General features: G+C 73.1%; 1 protein-coding gene. It reads left to right on the top strand.

Annotated features, from left to right (window positions below; translation table 11 throughout):
• The first annotated feature begins 52 nt into the window (after positions 1–52).
• A complete protein-coding gene (locus WBG99_RS00175) occupies positions 53–20,392 on the top strand; it encodes an SDR family NAD(P)-dependent oxidoreductase (protein ID WP_338894318.1) in 20,340 nt (6,779 codons plus the stop codon).
• The last annotated feature ends 285 nt before the right edge of the window (positions 20,393–20,677 follow it).

Genomic DNA, 20,677 nt, shown 5'->3' with positions numbered 1-20,677 from the left:
GGCGGCCGGAGCCGCGCTCCTGGACGAACTGGCCGGTGACGTCGATCTGTTCGTGGTGTTCTCGTCGGTCGCGGCGATCTGGGGAAGCGGCGGCCAGGGCGCCTACGCGGCCGGCAACGCCTTCCTCGACGCGCTGGTGGAGAACCGTCGCGCTCGCGGGCTGGTCGGCACGTCCGTCGCCTGGGGTCCGTGGGCCGAGGTGGGCATGGCCGCGGATGCCGGTTTCGAGGACTTCCTCCGTCGCCGTGGCCTGTCCGCGTTGGACCGCGCGGTGGCGGTCCGGGCGCTCGCCGGGATCATCGACCGCGACGAGATCTGCGTCGGAGTCGCGGACGTCGACTGGGAGAGGTTCGCGCCCGCGTTCGTCTCCGGCCGTCCCAGTCCGCTGCTGAGCGAGGTTGCCGGTGCGGCCGGGACGGCCGAGGCGCCCACCGACGCCGTCGCGGGCTCGGAACTGCGGGACTCCCTCGCCGCCGCACCCGCGGGGGAACGGTCGCGCATGCTCCTCGAAGTGGTCCGAGCACGGACCGCGATGGTACTGGGACGCCCGACGGCGGAGGCGGTGGAGCCACGTCGTGCCTTCCGCGACCTGGGGTTCGACTCGCTGACCGCGGTGGAACTGCGCAACCGGCTCGGGGCGGAGACGGGGCTGAGGCTGACGGCGACGCTGGTCTTCGACCACCCGACCCCCGCCGCGCTGACCGAGTACCTGCTCGGCGAGCTGTTCGGCACATCCGGCACTGCGGGCCCGTCCGGCGCGGCCGCGCTGCCGGTGCCGGCGGCGGCGTCGGCCGCCGACGACGAGCCGATCGCGATCGTCGGCATGAGTTGCCGGTATCCGGGTGGTGTCCGGTCGGCGACGCAGATGTGGGAGATGGTGACCGAGGGCCGGGACGGCGTCACGGACTTCCCCACCGACCGTGGCTGGCCCGAGGGCGGTTCCTACGTCCGGCGCGGCGGTTTCGTCGACGGGGTGGCCGACTTCGACGCCGGGCTGTTCGGGATCTCGCCGCGTGAGGCGCTCACCATGGACCCGCAGCAGCGGCTGCTGCTCGAGGCCTCGTGGGAGGCGTTCGAGTCGGCGGGCATCGACCCGTTCTCCCTGGGCCACACGCCGACCGGCGTGGTGATCGGCGCCTCGACGTCCGGCTACGGCCTCGGCATGGACATGCCCGCAAATGCGGAAGGCCACATGCTGACGGGCACCGTGAGCAGTGTGCTGTCCGGCAGGATCGCCTATACGTTCGGGCTTGAGGGTCCCGCGGTCACGGTGGACACGGCCTGCTCGTCGTCCCTTGTGGCCATGCACCTGGCGGCCCAGGCACTGCGTAACGGCGAGTGCGAGATGGCCTTGGCCGGTGGTGTCGCCGTGATGGTCTCCCCGGGGGTGTTCGCCGAGTTCGACAAGCAGGACGGGCTCGCGGCCGACGGCCGGTGCAAGGCGTTCGCCGCCTCCGCCGACGGAACCTCCTGGGCCGAGGGCGTCGGCGTCGTGGTGCTTGAGCGGCTCTCCGACGCACGGCGGCGAGGACACGAGATCCTCGCGGTGATCCGGGGCAGCGCGATCAACCAGGACGGTGCGTCCAACGGTCTGGCGGCGCCGAACGGCCCTTCTCAGCAGCGGGTGATCCGGCAGGCCCTGGCCAATGCCCGTCTGGAGCCGTCCGATGTGGACGCGGTGGAGGCGCACGGTACGGGTACGCGGCTTGGCGACCCGATCGAGGCGCAGGCGCTGCTCGCGACGTATGGCCAGGACCGGCCTGAGGACCGGCCGCTGTGGCTGGGATCGATCAAGTCGAACATCGGGCACTCCCAGGCGGCGGCGGGTGTGGCCGGTGTGATCAAGATGGTGCAGGCGCTGCGCCACGGCGTCCTGCCGGCCACGCTGCACGTGGACGAACCGTCCCCGCAGGTGGACTGGTCGGCGGGCGCCGTGAAGCTCCTTGCCGAGGCTCGGCCCTGGCCGGAGGTGGGGCGTCCGCGCCGGGCCGGTGTGTCGTCCTTCGGGATCAGCGGCACCAACGCACACGTGATCCTGGAGGAGGTACCGATCGTCGCGAAGGCCGAGGAGCCTCCGACCGCTGTCGGTACGTTCCCGTGGTTGTTGTCTGGCAGGACGTCTGCTGCTCTGGTCGCGCAGGCCGAGCGGTTGCACGCGTTCGTGGCCGGGCGTTCGGACCTCGCGGTGCCGGATGTGGCTCGGTCGCTGTTGTCGCGGGCGGGTCTGGAGCATCGTGCGGTGGCGCTGGGTGGGGACCGGGCCGTGATGTTGGACGGCTTGGGTGTGCTCGGTGGTGAGGGTGTGGTGCGGGGCCGGGTCGTTCCCGGTGACGTGGCGTTCGTCTTCCCCGGCCAGGGCTCGCAGTGGGTCGGCATGGCGCGTGAACTGGCCGATTCCTCACCGGTGTTCGCCGACCGACTGGCGGAGTGTGAGGCGGCACTGGCGCCCTTCGTACCGTGGTCGCTGACCCGGGCCCTGGACGACGAAGTGTTGCTGGACCGGGTGGATGTGGTTCAGCCGGTGTTGTGGGCGGTGATGGTGTCGCTTGCTGCGGTGTGGCGGGCGCATGGTGTGGAGCCGTCGGCGGTGGTGGGTCACTCGCAGGGTGAGATCGCCGCCGCGGTGGTGGCCGGTGGGCTGTCGGTGTCGGACGGTGCGCGTGTGGTGGCGCTGCGCAGTCGGGCTCTGGTGGAGCTGGCGGGCACGGGCGGGATGGTGTCGGTCGCGGCGGGGAGTGCCGTGGTCGGGGAGTTGATCGGTTCGTTCGGGGGCCGGTTGTCGGTGGCGGCGGTGAACGGTCCGTCGTCGACGGTGGTGTCGGGTGAGCCGGAGGCGCTGGACGCGCTGGTGGCGTTGTGTGAGGTGCGGGAGGTTCGGGCGCGGCGTATTCCGGTGGACTACGCGTCGCATTCGGCGCAGGTGGAGCGGGTGCGTGGGCGGGTCCTTGAGGATCTCGCCGCGATCAGGCCGGTGACATCACGCGTACCGCTGTACTCGACGCTGACGGGTGCGCCCCTCGATACGGCGGGGATGGATGCCGCGTACTGGTACGAGAATCTGCGCTCGAGCGTGCGGTTCGAAGAGGCCACCCGGGCCCTGCTGGCCGACGGCCGGGCGGTGTTCATCGAATGCAGCCCGCACCCGGTGCTGAGCATCGGTGTGCAGGAGACCGCCGAGGACGCCGAGGTCGACGCCGCCGTCGTGGGCACACTGAGGCGGGGCCGCGGCGGCCCGGACCAGGTGCTGGCGGTGCTGGCCGAGGCCTGGACCGCGGGAGTCGACGTCGACTTCACCCCGGTCGTGCCCGAGGGCCGCCGGATCGACCTGCCGACGTACGCCTTCCAGCACGAGCGGTACTGGCCGAAGGCGGCCGTCGCGGCAGGCGACCTCACCACGGTCGGCCAGGTCGTGACGGAGCACGCACTGCTGGGCGCCGCCGTTCCGCTGCCCGATGGAGCCTTCGTACTGACCGGACGGCTGAGTCTCTCCGGGCACGGATGGCTGGCCGATCACGCCGTGCACGGCGACGTCCTGGTGCCGGGGACCGCGTTCGTCGAGATGGCGGCGCGGGCCGGCGAGCAGGCCGACTGCGAGCTGCTGTCCGAACTGGTGCTGCAAGCGCCGCTGGTCCTGCCCGACCAGGGCGGCGTCGCGATCCAGGTGAGCGTGAGCGCCGCCGATGACACCGGCTGCCGCACCCTGCAGGTGTTCTCCCGTCCCGACGCCGTGGACACCGAGTGGGTGTGCCACGCCACCGGCGTTCAGACCCCGGCGACCACCGCCCCGGAAAACCCGGCCGACCTCGCGGTCTGGCCGCCGGCCGACGCCCGGCCGATCGCGGTCGACGGCTTCTACGCGGCACTCACGGCGGCGGGATACGGCTACGGCCCGGCGTTCCAAGGGCTGCGCGCGGCCTGGCGCGCGGGCAGCACGATCTATGCGGAGGTCGCACTGCCGGAGGACGTGCGGCCCGAAGGGTTCGGACTGCACCCGGCGCTCCTCGACGCCGCTCTGCACGCGGTGGGCCTCGCCGACGGCACCGAAGCCGGAACGCGGCTGCCGTTCGCGTGGAGCGGAGTGCGCCTGCGGGCCGCCGGGGCCACCTCGCTCCGCGTGGCGCTGACGGTCGGCCCGGACGGCATCGCTCTGCGGGCCGCCGACCCCGCGGGTGCGCCGGTGATCGACATCGAGTCGCTGACCCTGCGGGAGGTCGCCGCCGAATCCCTGCGGCGGGCCGGAGAACGCGCGGTCCACGACGCCTTGTTCACCGTGGACTGGACGCCGCTGCCGGACACGGCTCCCACCCGGCCCGACACGTCGGACTGGCGGGACATCGACGCCATCGAGGACGACGCGACACCTTCGGTGATCGTCCTGACGGTGCCGCCCGCCACGGCCGGGGGCGAGGTACCGGAGACCGTCCGGCGGACCACGAGCGACGTGCTGCGCACGGTGCAGGGCTTCCTCGCGGCCGACCGGTTCGCCGCCGCCCGCCTGGTGGTCGTCACCCGTGGCGCCGTCCCGGCCGGTCCCGGTCAGCCGGTCACCGACCTGGCCGGAGCAGCGGTCTGGGGCCTGCTGCGGTCCGCGCAGTCGGAGCATCCCGGCCGCCTCGTGCTGCTGGACCGCGACCCCGTCGGCGACGACGCGGACTGGCGGGCCTGGGCGACCGTCGACGGAGAGCCCCAGATCGCGATCCGCGACGGCGGAGCCCGCGTCCCGAGGCTCGTTCACCAGAGCGCCACCGACGGACTGGCCGTCCCCGACGGGCCCGCGGCGTGGCGACTGGACGTGACCGAGGAAGGCACTCTGGAGAACCTGACCCTGGTGCCCGCGGCCGACGCCCCTCTGGGCGCCGGAGACGTCCGGATCGCCGTCCGCGCGGCCGGGGTGAACTTCCGTGACGTCCTGCTCGCACTCGGCATGTACCCGGACCGTGCGGTGATGGGCGCCGAGGCCGCGGGCGTGGTGACCGAGGTGGGCCCGGACGTCACCGACCTGACCGTCGGCGACCGGGTGTTCGGCATGTTCTCCGGCGGCTTCGCCGGGCGGGCGGTCACCGACCGGCGGCTGCTGGCACGGATCCCGGCCGGCTGGTCCTTCGCGCAGGCCGCCACCGTGCCCGTCGTGTTCACGACCGCGTACTACGGCCTGGTCGACGTGGCCGCGGTCCGGCCGGGCGAGTCGGTGCTGGTGCACGCGGCCGCGGGCGGCGTCGGGATGGCGGCGCTGCAACTCGCCCGCCACCTGGGCCTGGAAGCGTTCGGAACCGCGAGCCCCGGCAAGTGGGACGTACTGCGGTCGGCCGGCCTGGACGACACGCACATCGCCTCCTCACGAGACCTCGCGTTCGAGGACGGCTTCCGGCAGGCGACCGGCGGCCGCGGCGTGGACGTCGTACTGAACTCGCTGGCGGGCGAGTTCGTGGACGCCTCCCTGCGCCTGCTGTCCGACGGCGGCCGGTTCGCCGACATGAGCCGTACGGACCTGCGGGACAGCGCCCAGGTCTCGGCCGACCACCCGGGCGTGCGGTACCGGGCCTTCAACCCCGCGGAGGCCGGACCGGAGCGCATCCGCGAGATCATGGCGGAGATCCTCGCCCTGTTCGACGCCGGCGTCCTGACCATGCTGCCGATCACCGCGTGGGACGTGCGCGACGCGCTCCGGGCGTTCCGCTTCATGAGCCAGGCCAAGCACGTCGGCAAGAACGTCGTCACCATGCCGGTGCCGCTGAACCCCGACGGCACCGTACTGATCACCGGTGGCACCGGTACGCTCGGGGGCCTCCTCGCCCGGCACCTGGTGACCGGGCACGGCATCCGACACCTGTTGCTGCTCAGCCGGCGGGGAACGGACGGCCCGGGCACGGCGGAACTGGTCGCGGACCTCGAAACGCTGGGAGCCGAGGTGACGGTCGCCGCCTGCGACGCCGCCGACCGCGACGCGCTGGCCGGTGTCCTGGCGGGGATTCCGGCCCGGCATCCGCTGACCGGCGTCGTGCACGCCGCCGGAGTCCTGGACGACGGCGTGTTCGACGCGATGACCCCCGAACGCGTCGAAGCGGTGCTGCGGCCCAAGGCCGACGCCGCCGTCAACCTCCACGACCTCACCCTCGGCGCCGACCTCGCCATGTTCGTGCTGTATTCGTCGGCCTCGGCGACGTTCGGCACCGGCGGCCAGGCCAACTACGCGGCGGCGAACGGCTTCCTCGACGGCCTCGCCTCCTACCGGCGGGCCCGGGGACTGCCCGCCCAGTCGCTCGCCTGGGGACTCTGGCAGGAGTCCAGCACCATGACCCGGCACCTGAGCACGTCGGCGGGAGCACGCGCCGACAAGCTCGGGGTCGCCCTGAGCACCGCCCAGGGCCTCGCGCTCTTCGACGTCGCCTCCACCACGCACGCACCGCACCTGGTGCCGGTCCTCCTTGACCGCACACGCGGCGCGGAGGTACCGGCGCTGCTGCGCGGCCTGATCAGGCCCGCCGCGCGGCGCGCGGCCGACCGGGACACCGGCGACGACACCACGCTGGCAGGGCAACTGCGTGGAGCCTCCGCGGGCAGGCGACGCCAGATCCTGCTGGACCTGGTCCGGGGCAACGCCGTGACCGTACTCGGATACGCCGAGGCCGACGCGATCGGCGCCCGGCAGGCCTTCCGCGACCTCGGCTTCGACTCGCTGACCGCGGTCGAACTGCGGAACCGGCTCAACACGGCCACCGGCCTCCGGCTGCCCGCCACCACGGTGTTCGACCATCCGAACCCGACCGCGCTCGCGGACCACCTCGCGACCAGGCTCCTGGGCGAGGCCGCACCGGTCTCCGCCGCCGTCCTGACGACGGCCGCCCCCGGCGAGCCGATCGCCATCGTCGGTATGGCCTGCCGTCTGCCCGGCGGCGTGGACTCCCCGGCCGACCTGTGGAAACTCGTCAGCAACGGGACGGACTCGACCTCCGGATTCCCCACCGACCGCGGCTGGCCCCTCGGCGTGGTCGAAGGGGAGGCCGCGCGGGGCGGCTTCGTGAACGGTGCGACGGAGTTCGACGCCGGACTGTTCGGCATCTCTCCGCGCGAGGCCCTCGCCATGGACCCGCAGCAGCGACTGCTGCTCGAGACGGCCTGGGAGGCGTTCGAATCCGCGGGAATCGTCGCCACGGACCTGGAGAGCAGGTCCACAGGCGTCTTCGTCGGCGCCGCCGCCTCCCAGTACGGCCTGGGCATGCGGATTCCGGACAGCGCGCTCGGGCACCTGATGACCGGCAGCGCCACCAGCGTGGCGTCCGGCCGACTGGCCTACGTGTTCGGGCTCGAAGGCCCCGCGATGACGGTGGACACGGCCTGTTCGTCGTCGCTTGTGGCACTGCACCTGGCGGTCCAGGCGCTGCGCAACGGTGAATGCGAGCTGGCGCTGGCCGGCGGTGTGACCACGCTCGCCACGCCGGGCGTGATCGTCGAGTTCGATCGGCAGGGCGGTCTGGCCTCGGACGGTCGGTGCAAGGCGTTCTCCGCCGTCGCGGACGGCACCGGCATGTCCGAGGGCGTGGGACTGCTCCTTGTCGAACGGTTGTCGGACGCGCGCCGCAACGGCCACGAGATCCTGGCGGTGGTCCGGGGCAGCGCGGTCAACCAGGACGGTGCGTCGAACGGTCTGACGGCGCCGAACGGGCCGTCGCAGGAGCGGGTGATCCGCCAGGCCCTGGCCAATGCCCGTCTGGAAGCGTCCGAGGTGGACGTGGTGGAGGCGCACGGCACCGGCACAAGCCTCGGTGACCCGATCGAGGCGCAGGCACTCCTTGCGACGTACGGCCAGGACCGGCCCGAAGACCGGCCGCTGTGGCTGGGGTCGGTCAAGTCGAACATCGGGCACACGCAGGCCGCCGCGGGCGTCGCCGGTGTGATCAAGATGGTGCAGGCTATGTGCCACGGGACACTCCCGGCCACGCTCTACGCGGATGAACGGACTCCGCAGGTGGACTGGTCGGCGGGTGCGGTGGAGCTGCTGACCGAGGCCCGTCCCTGGCCCGCGGCCGACCGGCCGCGCCGGGCGGGTGTGTCGTCGTTCGGGATCAGCGGGACGAACGCGCACGTGGTCCTTGAGGAGGGTCCGGCTGTTCCCGAGGCGCCGGTGGAGGCGTCCGAGCCGTGTACGGGTGCGGGGTCGGTTCCGGTGCTGGTGCCGTGGGTGGTGTCGGGCCGGAGTGCGGGGGCGTTGCGGGCCCAGGCGGCGCGGTTGGCCGACCGGTTGGGGTCGGATGACCGCCCGGGCGATGTGGCGTGGTCGCTGGCGACGGGGCGCGCCGGGCTTGCCCACCGCGCGGTCGTGCTGGGGTCTGATCGGGAGGAGCTGCTGAACGGCCTCGCCGCCCTGGCGGACGGCCGTCCCTCGGGCGGCGTGGTGTCCGGTGTGGCGGGTGAGAGCGGCCGGACGGCGTTCTTGTTCACGGGGCAGGGTGCGCAGCGGGCTGGGATGGGCCGGGGTCTGTATGAGGCGTTCCCGGTGTTCGCGGAGGCGTTCGACGCGGTGTGCGCGGAGTTGGACGTCAGGCTTGGCCGGTCGGTCAGGGATGTGGTGTTCGAGAGCACTGATCTCGATCGGACGGTGTGGGCGCAGGCGGGCCTGTTCGCGGTCGAGGTGGCTTCGTACCGGCTGGTGGAGTCCTGGAACGTGGTCCCGGACTTCCTGCTGGGTCATTCCATAGGTGAGATCGCGGCGGCGCATGTGGCCGGGGTCTTGTCCCTGGCGGATGCCTGTGCGCTGGTGGCGGCGCGTGGTCGTCTGATGCAGGCGCTTCCGTCCGGTGGGGCGATGCTGGCGGTGCAGGCTTCCGAGGCCGAGGTGGTCGGGGCGGTGGCGGGCCGGTTGGACATCGCCGCGGTCAACGGCCCCACGTCCGTCGTGGTGTCGGGTGCTGCCGACGTGATCGAGGAACTGGCGGCCGACTGGGCTTCCCAGGGCTGCAAGACGAGTCGGCTGACGGTGTCGCACGCCTTCCACTCGGTGCTCATGGAGCCGATGCTCGCCGAGTTCGCCGCCGTACTGGAGGGGTTGACGTTCCAGGAGCCCGAGATTCCGCTCGTGTCGAACCTGACCGGGCTGGTCGCGGAGCCGGGGCTGATGTCGAGCGCGGACTACTGGGTACGGCAGGTCCGCGAGGCGGTTCGTTTCGCCGATGGTGTCGACGCCCTGCACCAGCATGGTGTGACCCGGTTCGTGGAAGTCGGACCGGACGCGGTGTTGTGCGGAATGGCCGGGCAGTCGGTGTCGGATGCCGTGTTCGCGCCGGTGATGCGCCGTGATCGTGACGAGGCCGGCACCGTACTGGCCGCACTGGCCGCCCTGTGGACCAGTGGCGCCGAGATCGACTGGTCCGTGGTGCTGCCGGCGGGGCGGCGGCGTGTGTCGCTGCCGACGTACGCCTTCCAGCGGGAGCGGTACTGGCCCGAGTCGATCGACCTGGGGAGTGTCTCGGCCGATCCGGTGGAGGCGCGGTTCTGGCAGGCGGTCGAGCGTGAGGACCTGGCGGGGCTCGCCGACACGCTCGACATCGCCGAGGCCCCGGACGCGCTCGGTTCCGTCCTGCCGGTGCTGTCGCAGTGGCGACGGTCGCACCGCCAGGAGGCGGTGATCGGGGCGTGGCGCTACCGGGTGACCTGGAAGCCGCTGACCGGACTGACGGACACCAGGCTGTCCGGGACCTGGCTGTTGGCCGCACCCGAGGGATCCACGCAGGGGGACGGCCTCGCCGCCGCGCTGCGGGACGCCGGTGCCGACGTACTTCCGCTCGACTTCGAGTCCGTCCCGGAAGACGTCTCCGGGATCGTCGCGGTCCTCGGGGCGGGTGCGGTGGTGTCCGCCTCGGTGGAGCTGCTCCGGGCACTGGGCGACGCGGGGATCGACGCCCCGTTGTGGATGGTCACGAGCGGGGCCGTCTCGATCGGCCGTTCCGACCCGCTGCGGGAACCCGTACAGGCCCAGATCTGGGGGCTCGGCCGGGTCGCGGCACTGGAGCACCCGCACCGCTGGGGCGGTCTCATCGACCTGCCGGCCGAACCCGACGCGCACGCGGCGCGGCGCGCCGTCGCCGTGCTCGGCGGCGGAACCGACGAGGATCAGGTGGCCGTGCGCGGCGCCGGTGTGTACGGCCGCCGCCTGGCGCGCGCGGCCGGCGAGGCGGCACCCGGTACGGCGTGGACGCCGTCCGGCACGGTCCTGATCACCGGCGGTACCGGTGCGCTGGGTGCGGAGACGGCCCGGTGGATGGCAGGTCGCGGAGTGCCGAGGCTGGTCCTGACCAGCCGTCGCGGCGCGGACGCACCCGGCACCGACGAGCTGGTGGCCGAGTTGACCGCGGCGGGCACCGAAGTCGTGGTGGCCGCCTGCGAGGTCACCGACCGGGAAGCGCTGGCCGCGCTGCTCGCGGAGTACCGGCCGACGGGCGTGGTGCATGCGGCCGGAGTCGGGCAGGGGGGCGTGCCGCTCGCGGCCACGGATGAGGCGGAGATCGCCCGCGTGCTCGACGCGAAGGCGACCGGCGCCGCACTCCTCGACGAGCTGACCGCCGAGCTGGACCTCGACCTCGACCTGTTCGTGGTGTTCTCCTCGATCGCGGCCACCTGGGGCAGCGGTGGGCAGGGCGTCTACGCGGCCGCCAACGCCTACCTCGACGCGCTGGTGCAGAGCCGCTGGGCGCGGGGCATGCGGGGCGCATCCGTGGCATGGGGGCCGTGGGCCGGCGAGGGCATGGCCGGCCAGGGAGAGACCGGGGAACTGCTGCGTCGCCGCGGCCTGACCACGATGGATCCCCAGCTCGCGGTCCTCGCCCTGGCCCGTGCGGTGGACGGTGACGAGACGTGCGTGACCGTCGCCGATGTGGACTGGGAGCGGTTCGCGCCGGTCTTCGTGTCCGCGCGTGCCAGTGCGCTCTTCGCGGATCTGCCCGAGGCGGGTGCGGCTCTGGCTCCTGTGGTGGCGGCCATGGAGCAGGCGTCGGCGTTCCGGGAGGCGTTGGAGGCGGCCCCGGACGGGCGTCGTGAGCGGATGCTGCTGGATCTCGTACGGACGTGCGCCGCTGCTGCGTTGGGGCATGCCTCCGCCGAGTCCATCGATGCCGAGCAGGCGTTCCGTGACCTCGGGTTCGATTCGCTGACGGCGGTCGCGCTGAGGAATCTGCTGAACCGGGATACGGGGTTGTCGCTGCCCGCGACGGTGGCTTTCGACTATCCGACGCCGGAGGTGCTGGCGCGCCATCTGGCTCAGGAGTTGCTGGAGTGTGTCGCTTCCGGAGTTTCCCAGTCGGATGCGGCTGGCGGGGTGGTGTCCGTCTCGGACGATCCGTTGGTGATCGTGGGGATGAGCGCCCGGTACCCGGGCGGTGTGCGGTCGGCGGGTGAGTTGTGGGATCTGGTGGCCGCGGGTGTGGACGGTGTGACGGGTTTCCCGGCGGATCGTGGCTGGTCGTCCGATGCGTTGGCTGTGGAGGCGGCGCGGGGTGGGTTCGTCGAAGGGGTGACGGAGTTCGACGCGGCGTTGTTCGGGATCTCGCCGCGTGAGGCCCTTGCGATGGATCCGCAGCAGCGGATCCTGCTGGAGGCGTCGTGGGAGGCGTTCGAGAACGCGGGCATCGATCCGCGGTCGGTGCGCGGGGGTTCGGTGGGCGTGTTCGTCGGCGCGTCGTCCTCGGGCTACGGTACGACCGGAGGCTTGGAGGAGGCGCAGGGGCATCTGTTGGCCGGGACGGCGAACAGTGTGATCTCGGGCCGGGTGGCGTACACGCTCGGTCTGGAGGGGCCGGCGGTGACGGTGGACACGGCGTGTTCGTCGTCGTTGGTGGCCTTGCACTGGGCCGCGCAGGCGCTGCGTGCGGGCGACTGCGAGCTGGCGCTGGTGGGCGGTGTCACCGTGATGGTGTCACCGGCCGCGTTCGCCGAGTTCGACCGGCAAGGTGGTCTGGCATCGGACGGCCGCTGCAAGTCGTTCGCGGCCGGGGCGGATGGCACCGGCTGGGCTGAGGGTGTCGGTGTGCTGGTGGTGGAGCGGCTCTCCGACGCGCGCCGCAACGGGCACGAGGTGTTGGCTGTGCTGCGAGGCAGTGCGGTCAATCAGGATGGCGCGTCGAATGGTCTGACCGCGCCGAACGGCCCTTCTCAGCAGCGGGTGATCCGGCAGGCGCTGGCGAACGCCGGGCTGTCGCCGTCCGAGGTCGACGCCGTGGAGGCGCACGGCACGGGCACCACACTGGGCGACCCGATCGAGGCGCAGGCCCTCCTTGCGGTCTACGGCCAGGACCGGCCCGAGGACCAGCCACTGTGGCTGGGCTCGGTCAAGTCGAACATCGGTCACACCCAGGCCGCCGCCGGCGTCGCCGGCGTGATCAAGATGGTGCAAGCGATGCGGCATGGGGTGCTTCCGGCGACGTTGCATGTGGACGAGCCGTCCCCGCAGGTGGACTGGTCCGCGGGCGCGGTCGAGCTGCTGACCGAGGCGCGCCCCTGGCCCGAGGCCGACCGGGCGCGTCGTGCGGGTGTGTCGTCCTTCGGGATGAGCGGAACCAACGCCCACGTCATCCTCGAAAGCGTGCCACCGGCCACGGTGGAGACGCCGAAGGCCGCTCCGGAGCTCCCCGCCTGGACGGTCTCGGCGAAGACGGCCGACGGACTGCGCGCGCAGGCGGCGCGGCTGAGGGCGTTCGTGGCGCCGGGGGCTGACGTACGGGATGTGGCCTGGTCACTGGCCGTCACCCGGGCCGATCTGGACCACCGGGCCGTGATCGTCGGCGGGGACCATGCGGAACTCGTCCGCGGACTGTCCGCGTTGGCCGCGGGAGAACCCGACGCGGCCGTGGTCTCCGGCGCGGTCGGAGACCGCCGTACCGCCTTCCTGTTCACCGGCCAGGGCTCGCAGTACGCCGGCATGGGGCGTGGTCTGTACGAGGGCTTCCCGGTGTTCGCGGAGGCCTTCGACGCGGTGTGCGCTGAGTTCGGCCTCCGGCTCGACCGGCCGCTCACGGACGTGGTGTTCGAGGGGCTGGACCTGGACCGGACGGTCTGGGCCCAGGCCGGTCTCTTCGCCGTCGAGGTGGCCTCGTACCGGCTGCTCGAGTCATGGGGCGTGACACCCGACTTCCTCCTCGGTCACTCCATCGGTGAGATCGCCGCGGCCCACGTGGCGGGGATCTTCTCCCTGCCGGACGCCTGCGCCCTGGTGGCGGCGCGGGGCCGTCTCATGGAGGCCCTGCCCGCCGGCGGGGCGATGCTGGCGGTCCAGGCCGCCGAGGCCGACGTGGTCGAGGCGCTCGCCGGACGGGCGGAGGTAGCCGCGGTGAACGGCCCGGACGCGGTGGTGGTCTCCGGCGCCGCCGACGTGATCGGCGAACTCGCGGCCCGGTGGACGGCCGAGGGCCGCAGGACGCACCGGCTGACGGTGTCGCACGCCTTCCACTCCGCGCTCATGGAGCCGATGCTCGCCGAGTTCGCCGCGCTCCTGGAGACCCTGTCCTACGCGGAGCCGACCGTTCCGCTGGTCTCGAACCTGACCGGGGAACTCGCCGAGCCCGGTGTGATGTCACGTCCGGACTACTGGGTTCGCCAGGTGCGGGACGCGGTCCGCTTCGGCGACGGCGTCGCCTGTCTGCGGAAGCACGGTGTCACCCGGTTCGCGGAGGTGGGCCCCGACGGTGTGCTCTGCGGTCTGGCACAGCGGACCGTCACGGACGGGGTGTTCGCGCCGATGCTGCGCAAGGGCCGTGAGGACACCGGGGCCGCGCTGCGGGCGCTCGCCCGGCTGTGGGCCGACGGCGCCGAGGTCGACTGGACCACCGTGCTGCCCGAGGGGCGGCGGGTGGAACTGCCGACGTACGCCTTCCAGCGGGAGCGGTTCTGGCCGCAGGCCCCTGCCGCCGAGCTCGCGGTATCCGCCGGGGACACGGCGGAGGTCAGGTTCTGGGACGCGGTCGAGCGCGAGGACTTCGGCGATCTCGCGGACATCCTGGACATCCCCGGTGTCCCCGACACCTCGGACCTGCTCGGTGCGGCCCTGCCGGTGCTCTCCTCGTGGCGCGGCCGGCGCCGCCGGGAGTCCGCGACCGAGTCCTGGCGCTACCAGGTGACCTGGCGGCCGGTCACCGGCATGCCGACGGCTCCGGTCCTGACCGGCAGGTGGCTGCTGGTGGTCCCGGAAGCGTGTGCGGCGCACGCGCTGGCCGGAGACGTGGAGACGGCGATCCGCTCGGCGGGCGCCGAAGTGGTCCGGTTCGTGGCCGCCGATGCGGACCGGGAGGCCCTGGCCGCGCGGCTCCTCGGCGCGGGAACGGTCGCGGGCGTGGTGACCCTGGCAGCGCTCGCCGAGAACCCGGCCGCCGGTTCGTCGATGCCGGAGGGCCTGACGCTGGCCCTGAGTCTGCTCCAGGCGCTCGGTGACGCGGGCATGACCGCCCCGCTCTGGGCGCTGACCGAGCGGGCGGTCTCCGTCAGCCGTTCGGACCCCTCGCCCGCTGCCGTGCAGGCGCAGGTGTGGGGGCTCGGCCGGGTCGCGGCACTGGAGTGCCCGGACCGTTGGGGCGGCCTGATCGATCTTCCCTCGGTGATGGACGCCCGGGCTGGCGCGCGGCTGGCCGCGGTGCTGGGCGGTCTCACCGGCGAGGACCAGGTGGCCGTGCGCGGAACGGGCGTATACGGACGCCGTCTGGTCCGTGCGGCGTCCGACGGCGGCGGGCCGACGTGGTCGCCGGGCCGCGACGGGGCCGTACTGGTCACCGGCGGCACCGGGGCCCTGGGGGCCACTGTCGCCCGATGGCTGGCCGAGTGCGGCGTGGCCTGCGTCGTGCTGACGGGCCGGCGCGGCATGCGCGCGCCGGGCATGGAGAGCCTCGTCATGGAACTGGCGGAGAAGGGCACGAAGGTCCTGGTCGCGGCCTGTGACGTGACCGACCGTACGGCGCTGGCCGAGGCGATCCCGGCGGACCACCCGCTGATCGGTGTCGTGCACGCCGCCGGTGTGCTGGACGACGGGACGCTGGACTCGCTGACGCCGGAACGGTTCGAGGCGGTGCTGGCCGCGAAGGCGTCCGGCCTCGTCGCCCTGGACGAGGTGACGCGGGCGCACGAGCACGACCTGGAGTTCTTCGTGGCCTTCTCGTCGCTGGCCGGCACCGTCGGCAGCGCCGGCCAGGGCAACTACGCCGTCGCCAACGCGTTCGTCGACGCCTGGATGCAGGGGCGGCGTGAGCGCGGCCTGCCGGGCGTGTCGGTCGCGTGGGGGCCGTGGGCGAACGACGGCATGGCGGCCGACCCGGCCCTGGTGCAGCGGTTGCGGCGCGGTGGGCTCCCGCCCATGGACCCGGCACTCGCGGTCACGGCCCTGGCCCGGGCGATCGGTCACGACGAGGCCACCCTGGTGATCGCCGACATCGACTGGCCCGTGTTCGCGAGCGGCCTCACCGGAATCCGGCCCAGCGCACTTCTGGCCGACCTGCCGGAGGCCGCCGTGGCCACGACCCGGGTCGGGAGCGTCGGAGAGGCGGAGAAGTTCCGGGCGGAGCTGGCGGCGGCACCGGAGACCCGGCGCCCCGGACTGCTGCTGGACGCCGTACGGTCCTGGGCGGCGGCGGTGCTCGGACACGGCTCACCGGACGCGGTCGGCGCCGACCAGGCCTTCCGCGACTTGGGGTTCGACTCGGTGACGGCGGTGGAGTTCCGGAACCTGGCGGGGGCCCGGACGGGCCTTCCGCTGCCGACCACGCTGGTCTTCGACCGGCCGACTCCGGCCCTGCTTGCGCGGAACCTGGCCGAGGAGCTGTTCGGCCGTGCCGAGGAGGGCGAGGCCCTGCCGGCCGCGGGCGCCGAGCCCGCCGAGCCGATCGTGATCGTCGGCATGTCCTGCCGGTTCCCGGGCGGCGCCGGATCGCCGGACGCGCTCTGGGAACTGTTGTCCGGCGGCGTCGACGCGATGACCGGGATTCCGTCCGACCGGGGGTGGGAGGCCGGCTGGGCGGGTGTGGACTCGGCCGCACGGGGCGGATTCCTCGACGGCGTGGCGGAGTTCGACGCCGGCCTGTTCGGGATCTCGCCGCGTGAGGCGCTCGCCATGGACCCGCAGCAGCGGCTGCTGCTCGAGGCGTCCTGGGAGGCGTTCGAGTCCGCGGGTGTGGATCCGCACGCGATGCGGGGCCGGCCGGTCGGGGTCTTCGCCGGAACCAACGGGCAGGACTACCCGGTGATGCTGGCGGCCTCCGACGACGAGGTGGAAGGGCATGTGGCCACGGGCAACGCAGCGTCGGTGCTGTCCGGCCGGGTGGCGTACGCCTTCGGGCTCGAAGGCCCGGCGATGACGGTGGACACGGCATGCTCGTCCTCGCTCGTGGCACTGCACCTGGCGGTCCAGGCGCTGCGCAACGGCGAGTGCGAGATGGCGGTCGCGGGCGGCGTGTCGGTGATGTCGACCCCAACGGTGTTCGCGGAGTTCGACCGGCAGGGCGGGCTTGCGGCGGACGGCCGGTGCAAGGCGTTCTCCGCCGACGCCGACGGCACCGGCTGGGGCGAGGGCGTCGGCGTCGTACTGGTCGAACGGCTCTCCGACGCCCGACGCCTCGGACACGAGATCCTCGCCGTGGTGAGGGGGAGCGCGGTCAACCAGGACGGCGCGTCGAACGGGCTTACGGCGCCGAACGGGCCGTCGCAGGAGCGGGTGATCCGGCAGGCACTGGCCAACGCTCGCCTGTCGCCGTCCGACGTGGACGTGGTGGAGGCGCACGGCACGGGCACCAGGCTCGGCGACCCGATCGAGGCGCAGGCGCTCCTTGCCACCTACGGGCAGGACCGGACGGGCGAGCCGCTGCTCCTGGGCTCGGTGAAGTCGAATCTCGGCCACACCCAGGCGGCGGCGGGCGTCGCCGGCGTGATCAAGATGGTGCTTGCCATGCGGCACGGCACGGTGCCGCCGACCCTGCACGTCGGCGCACCGACTCCGCAGGTGGACTGGTCGGCGGGCGCGGTGGAACTCGCGACGGGACCCCGGCCGTGGCCCGCCGTGGACCGGCCGGCCAGGGCGGGTGTGTCCTCGTTCGGCATCAGCGGGACCAACGCCCACGTCATCCTGGAAGCCGCCCCGGCCCCGGAGCCGTCACGGTCTTCGGTGGATGCCGTACGGCCTTCGGCGGCCGACGGCCCGCGACCGTGGCTGCTGTCGGGGCGCTCGGCCGGGGCGCTGGCCGCCCAGGCGCAGCGGCTGCGCGGCTTCGCCGCCGAGCGCCCGGACCTGCGCGCTCTGGACGTGGCCCGGTCGCTGCTGTCCCGTGCGGGTCTGGAACACCGCGCCGTGGTGCTCGGTGCCGACCGGGACGGCTCGCTCGGCGCTCTGGCCGAGCGCCGGTCCTCCGGCGACGTGGTGGCGGGCGTCGCCGCCGACGGACGGACCGGGTTCCTGTTCACGGGGCAGGGGGCGCAGCGGACCGGGATGGGCCGTGGGCTGTACGAGACCTTCCCGGTGTTCGCGGACGCGTTCGACGCCGTCTGCGCGGAGCTGGACCTCCGGCTCGACCGGCCGGTGCGGGACGTCGTGTTCGAAGGCGGGGAGCTGGACCGTACCGTCTACGCGCAGGCCGGCCTGTTCGCCCTGGAAGTGGCCGCGTTCCGCCTCCTCGAATCATGGGGCGTGACGCCGGACTTCCTGCTGGGTCACTCGGTCGGCGAGATCGCGGCGGCCCATGTGGCGGGCGTCTTCTCGCTCCCCGACGCCTGTGCGCTCGTGGCGGCCCGCGGCCGCCTGATGCAGGCCTTGCCGGCGGGCGGCGCGATGCTGGCGGTCCAGGCCACCGAGGCCGAGGTGATCGACGAGATCGCCGGCCGTGCGGACATCGCGGCGGTCAACGGCCCGGTGTCGGTCGTCGTCTCGGGTACCGCGGACGTCATCGACGAACTGGCGGCGCGATGGGCCGCCGAGGGGCGCCGGACCAACCGGCTGACGGTGTCGCACGCCTTCCACTCGGCGCTGATGGAGCCCATGCTGACGGAGTTCGCGGCGGTACTGGAGACCCTGGCCTTCGCCGAGCCGCGCACGGCGGTCGTGTCGAACCTGACCGGCAGGGTGGCGGAGCCAGGCCTGCTCACCACACCGGACTACTGGTTGCGGCAGGTGCGTGAGGCGGTGCGGTTCGCCGACGGCGTCACCCATCTGGCGGAACAGGGCGTGACACGGTTCATGGAACTCGGCCCCGACGGAGTGCTGTGCGGGATGGCGCGGCAATCCGTCAAGGGAGGCACCTTCGCGCCGCTGCTGCGCAAGGGCCGAGAGGACCAGGACACCGTCGTGGAGGCGCTTGCCCGACTGTGGACGGCGGGCGCCGAGGTCGCCTGGCCGGCCGTGGTGCCCGCGGGCCGTCGGGTGTCCCTGCCGACGTACGCCTTCCAGCGCGACCGCTACTGGCCGCGGTTGTCGCTCACGTCGGGCACCCGAGCGGGGTCCGGCGGCCAGGACCGGGCGCTCGACGGCCGCCTCTACCGGGTCGTGTGGAAGCCGGTCACGGTCCCGCCGACCAGGCTCGACGGCACCTGGCTCCTCGTCACGGACACCGACATGGGGGCCGACGCGCATGACGCGATCCTCGGCGAGCCGGCGGGAGCCGAAATCGTCCGCGTCACCATCGGCGATCTCGACCGGGACGGACTGGCGAGCCGCCTGCGCGCGGCCGCCGACGACGTCACCGGGATCGTCTACCTGCCGACGGGGCTGGCGAAGAGCCTCACTCTGATGCACGCCCTCGACGACGCGGACCTGGACGCGCGGTTGTGGATGGTCACCCGCGGCGCGGTGGCCGTCGACGGTACGGACTGGGTCACCCACCCCGAACAGGCACAGCTGTGGGGCTTCGGCCAAGCCGCTGCCCTTGAGCACCCGAGGCTGTGGGGCGGGCTGATCGACCTGCCCGCCGTACCGGACTCCCGTACCCGAGCGGCTCTCGCGGCCGTGCTCGGCGGCGGCACCCACGAGGACCAGATCTCCTTGCGCGGCGGCCGGGTTCTCGCCCGGCGGCTGACCCGCACCGGCCACCCGGACGCCCCTACGGCGGCGTGGAAGCCGTCGAAGCCCGGCACGGTGCTGATCACGGGCGGTACCGGCGCACTCGGGGCGGCCGTCGCGCGGTGGCTGGTCAGCCGGGGCGTCACGGACCTGGTCCTCACCAGTCGCCGGGGGGCGAGCACACCCGGTGCCGACGACCTGGCCGCCGAACTCACGGCGGCAGGAGCCCGGGTGACCGTGGCCGAGTGCGATGTCTCCGACCGGAACGCGCTGGCCGGGACGATGGCCGCGATCCCGGTCGACCGCCCGCTGATCGGAGTGGTCCATGCCGCTGGCGTCGCCCAGTCGGCGATGCTGACGGAGACGGACGTCGACGACATCGTGAAGATCACCAGCGGCAAGATGGGCGGTGGGGCGCACCTGGACGCGCTCACTGAGAACGCCGACCTGGAACTGTTCCTCGTGTTCTCGTCGATCGCGGCGACCTGGGGCAGCGGTGGTCAAGCCCTCTACGCGGCGGCGAACGCCTACCTGGACGCCCTGGTCAGGAACCGGCGGGACCGCGGTCTCGCCGGAACCTCGCTGGCGTGGGGGCCCTGGGCGGGGTCCGGGATGGTATCCGACGGAGCGGAGGACTTCCTGCGCCGTCGAGGCCTGGAGCCGCTCGACCCGGAATTCGCGATCTCCGCACTGGCGGAGGCCGTCGACCGCGGCGAGAGCGCGCTGACCGTCGCCGACGTGGACTGGGACCGGTTCGCACGGGCGTTCACCTCCGGCCGGCCGAGCCCGCTCCTTGGCGACCTGCCCGAAGTGGCCGGTGCGTTGACCCCGGCGCAAGCTCCTGAGGAGGACGGAGGCGGGCTGCGCGCCCGGCTTGCGGTACTGGGGACGCGGGAGCGGACGGCCGAGCTCCTGGAGGTGATCCGGCGCGTCTTCGTCGAGGTGCTCCGCTACGCCTCGACGGAGCAGATGGACGAGACCAGGCCGTTCCGCGACCTCGGGTTCGACTCGCTGACGGCCGTCGAGTTCCGCGACCGGCTGGCGAAGGAGTGCGGCGTGCCGCTCCCGGCCACGATCGTCTTCGACCATCCGACGCCCGCCGCGCTCGCCGCCCACCTGGACAGGACGCTGCCGGGCGCGACATCGGCCACGGACGTCGAACCGCTCATCGGGATGCTGGACGGGTTGGAGGCGGCGATGGCCGACAATCCGCCGGACGAGCTGTCGAAGACCAGGGTCACCGTTCGGTTGCAGGCCTTCCTCGCCAGGTGGGCGGCCGGAGCACAGACCGCGGACACCATCGCGGACCGGCTCGACGCCGCCGACGACGAGGAGCTGATCAACCTGATCCGTGAGGAGCTGGGCAACGACAGCCCGGCGTGAACCGGCGCCGGGGAAGGGAGCCCCTGACGGTTTTCAGCCAAACGCCTCGTGGCCGCCCTGGGAACAGCCGGGGGCCTCACTGAGTCGATGTGGCTACTGGGGCTCGCCGCCTGGGCCCTGATTGCGGCCGGTCTCATCGAGATGATCTACCGGCCCTGAACCCTGGCCGTCCGCGTGACCGCCGGCACAGTCACGTCAAGGCAGCGAGGCGGCTTCCTTGGAAGGAGGAACCCATCGGCACGGGGAGTTGAGTCAGTGAGTTGGGTTTGTACGTGGGAGCTGGGG

Source organism: Streptomyces sp. TG1A-60, assembly GCF_037201975.1.
Classification (GTDB): domain Bacteria; phylum Actinomycetota; class Actinomycetes; order Streptomycetales; family Streptomycetaceae; genus Streptomyces.
Note: the sequence above shows the minus strand (reverse complement) of the source record. Positions and strands in the feature narration are given on the sequence as shown.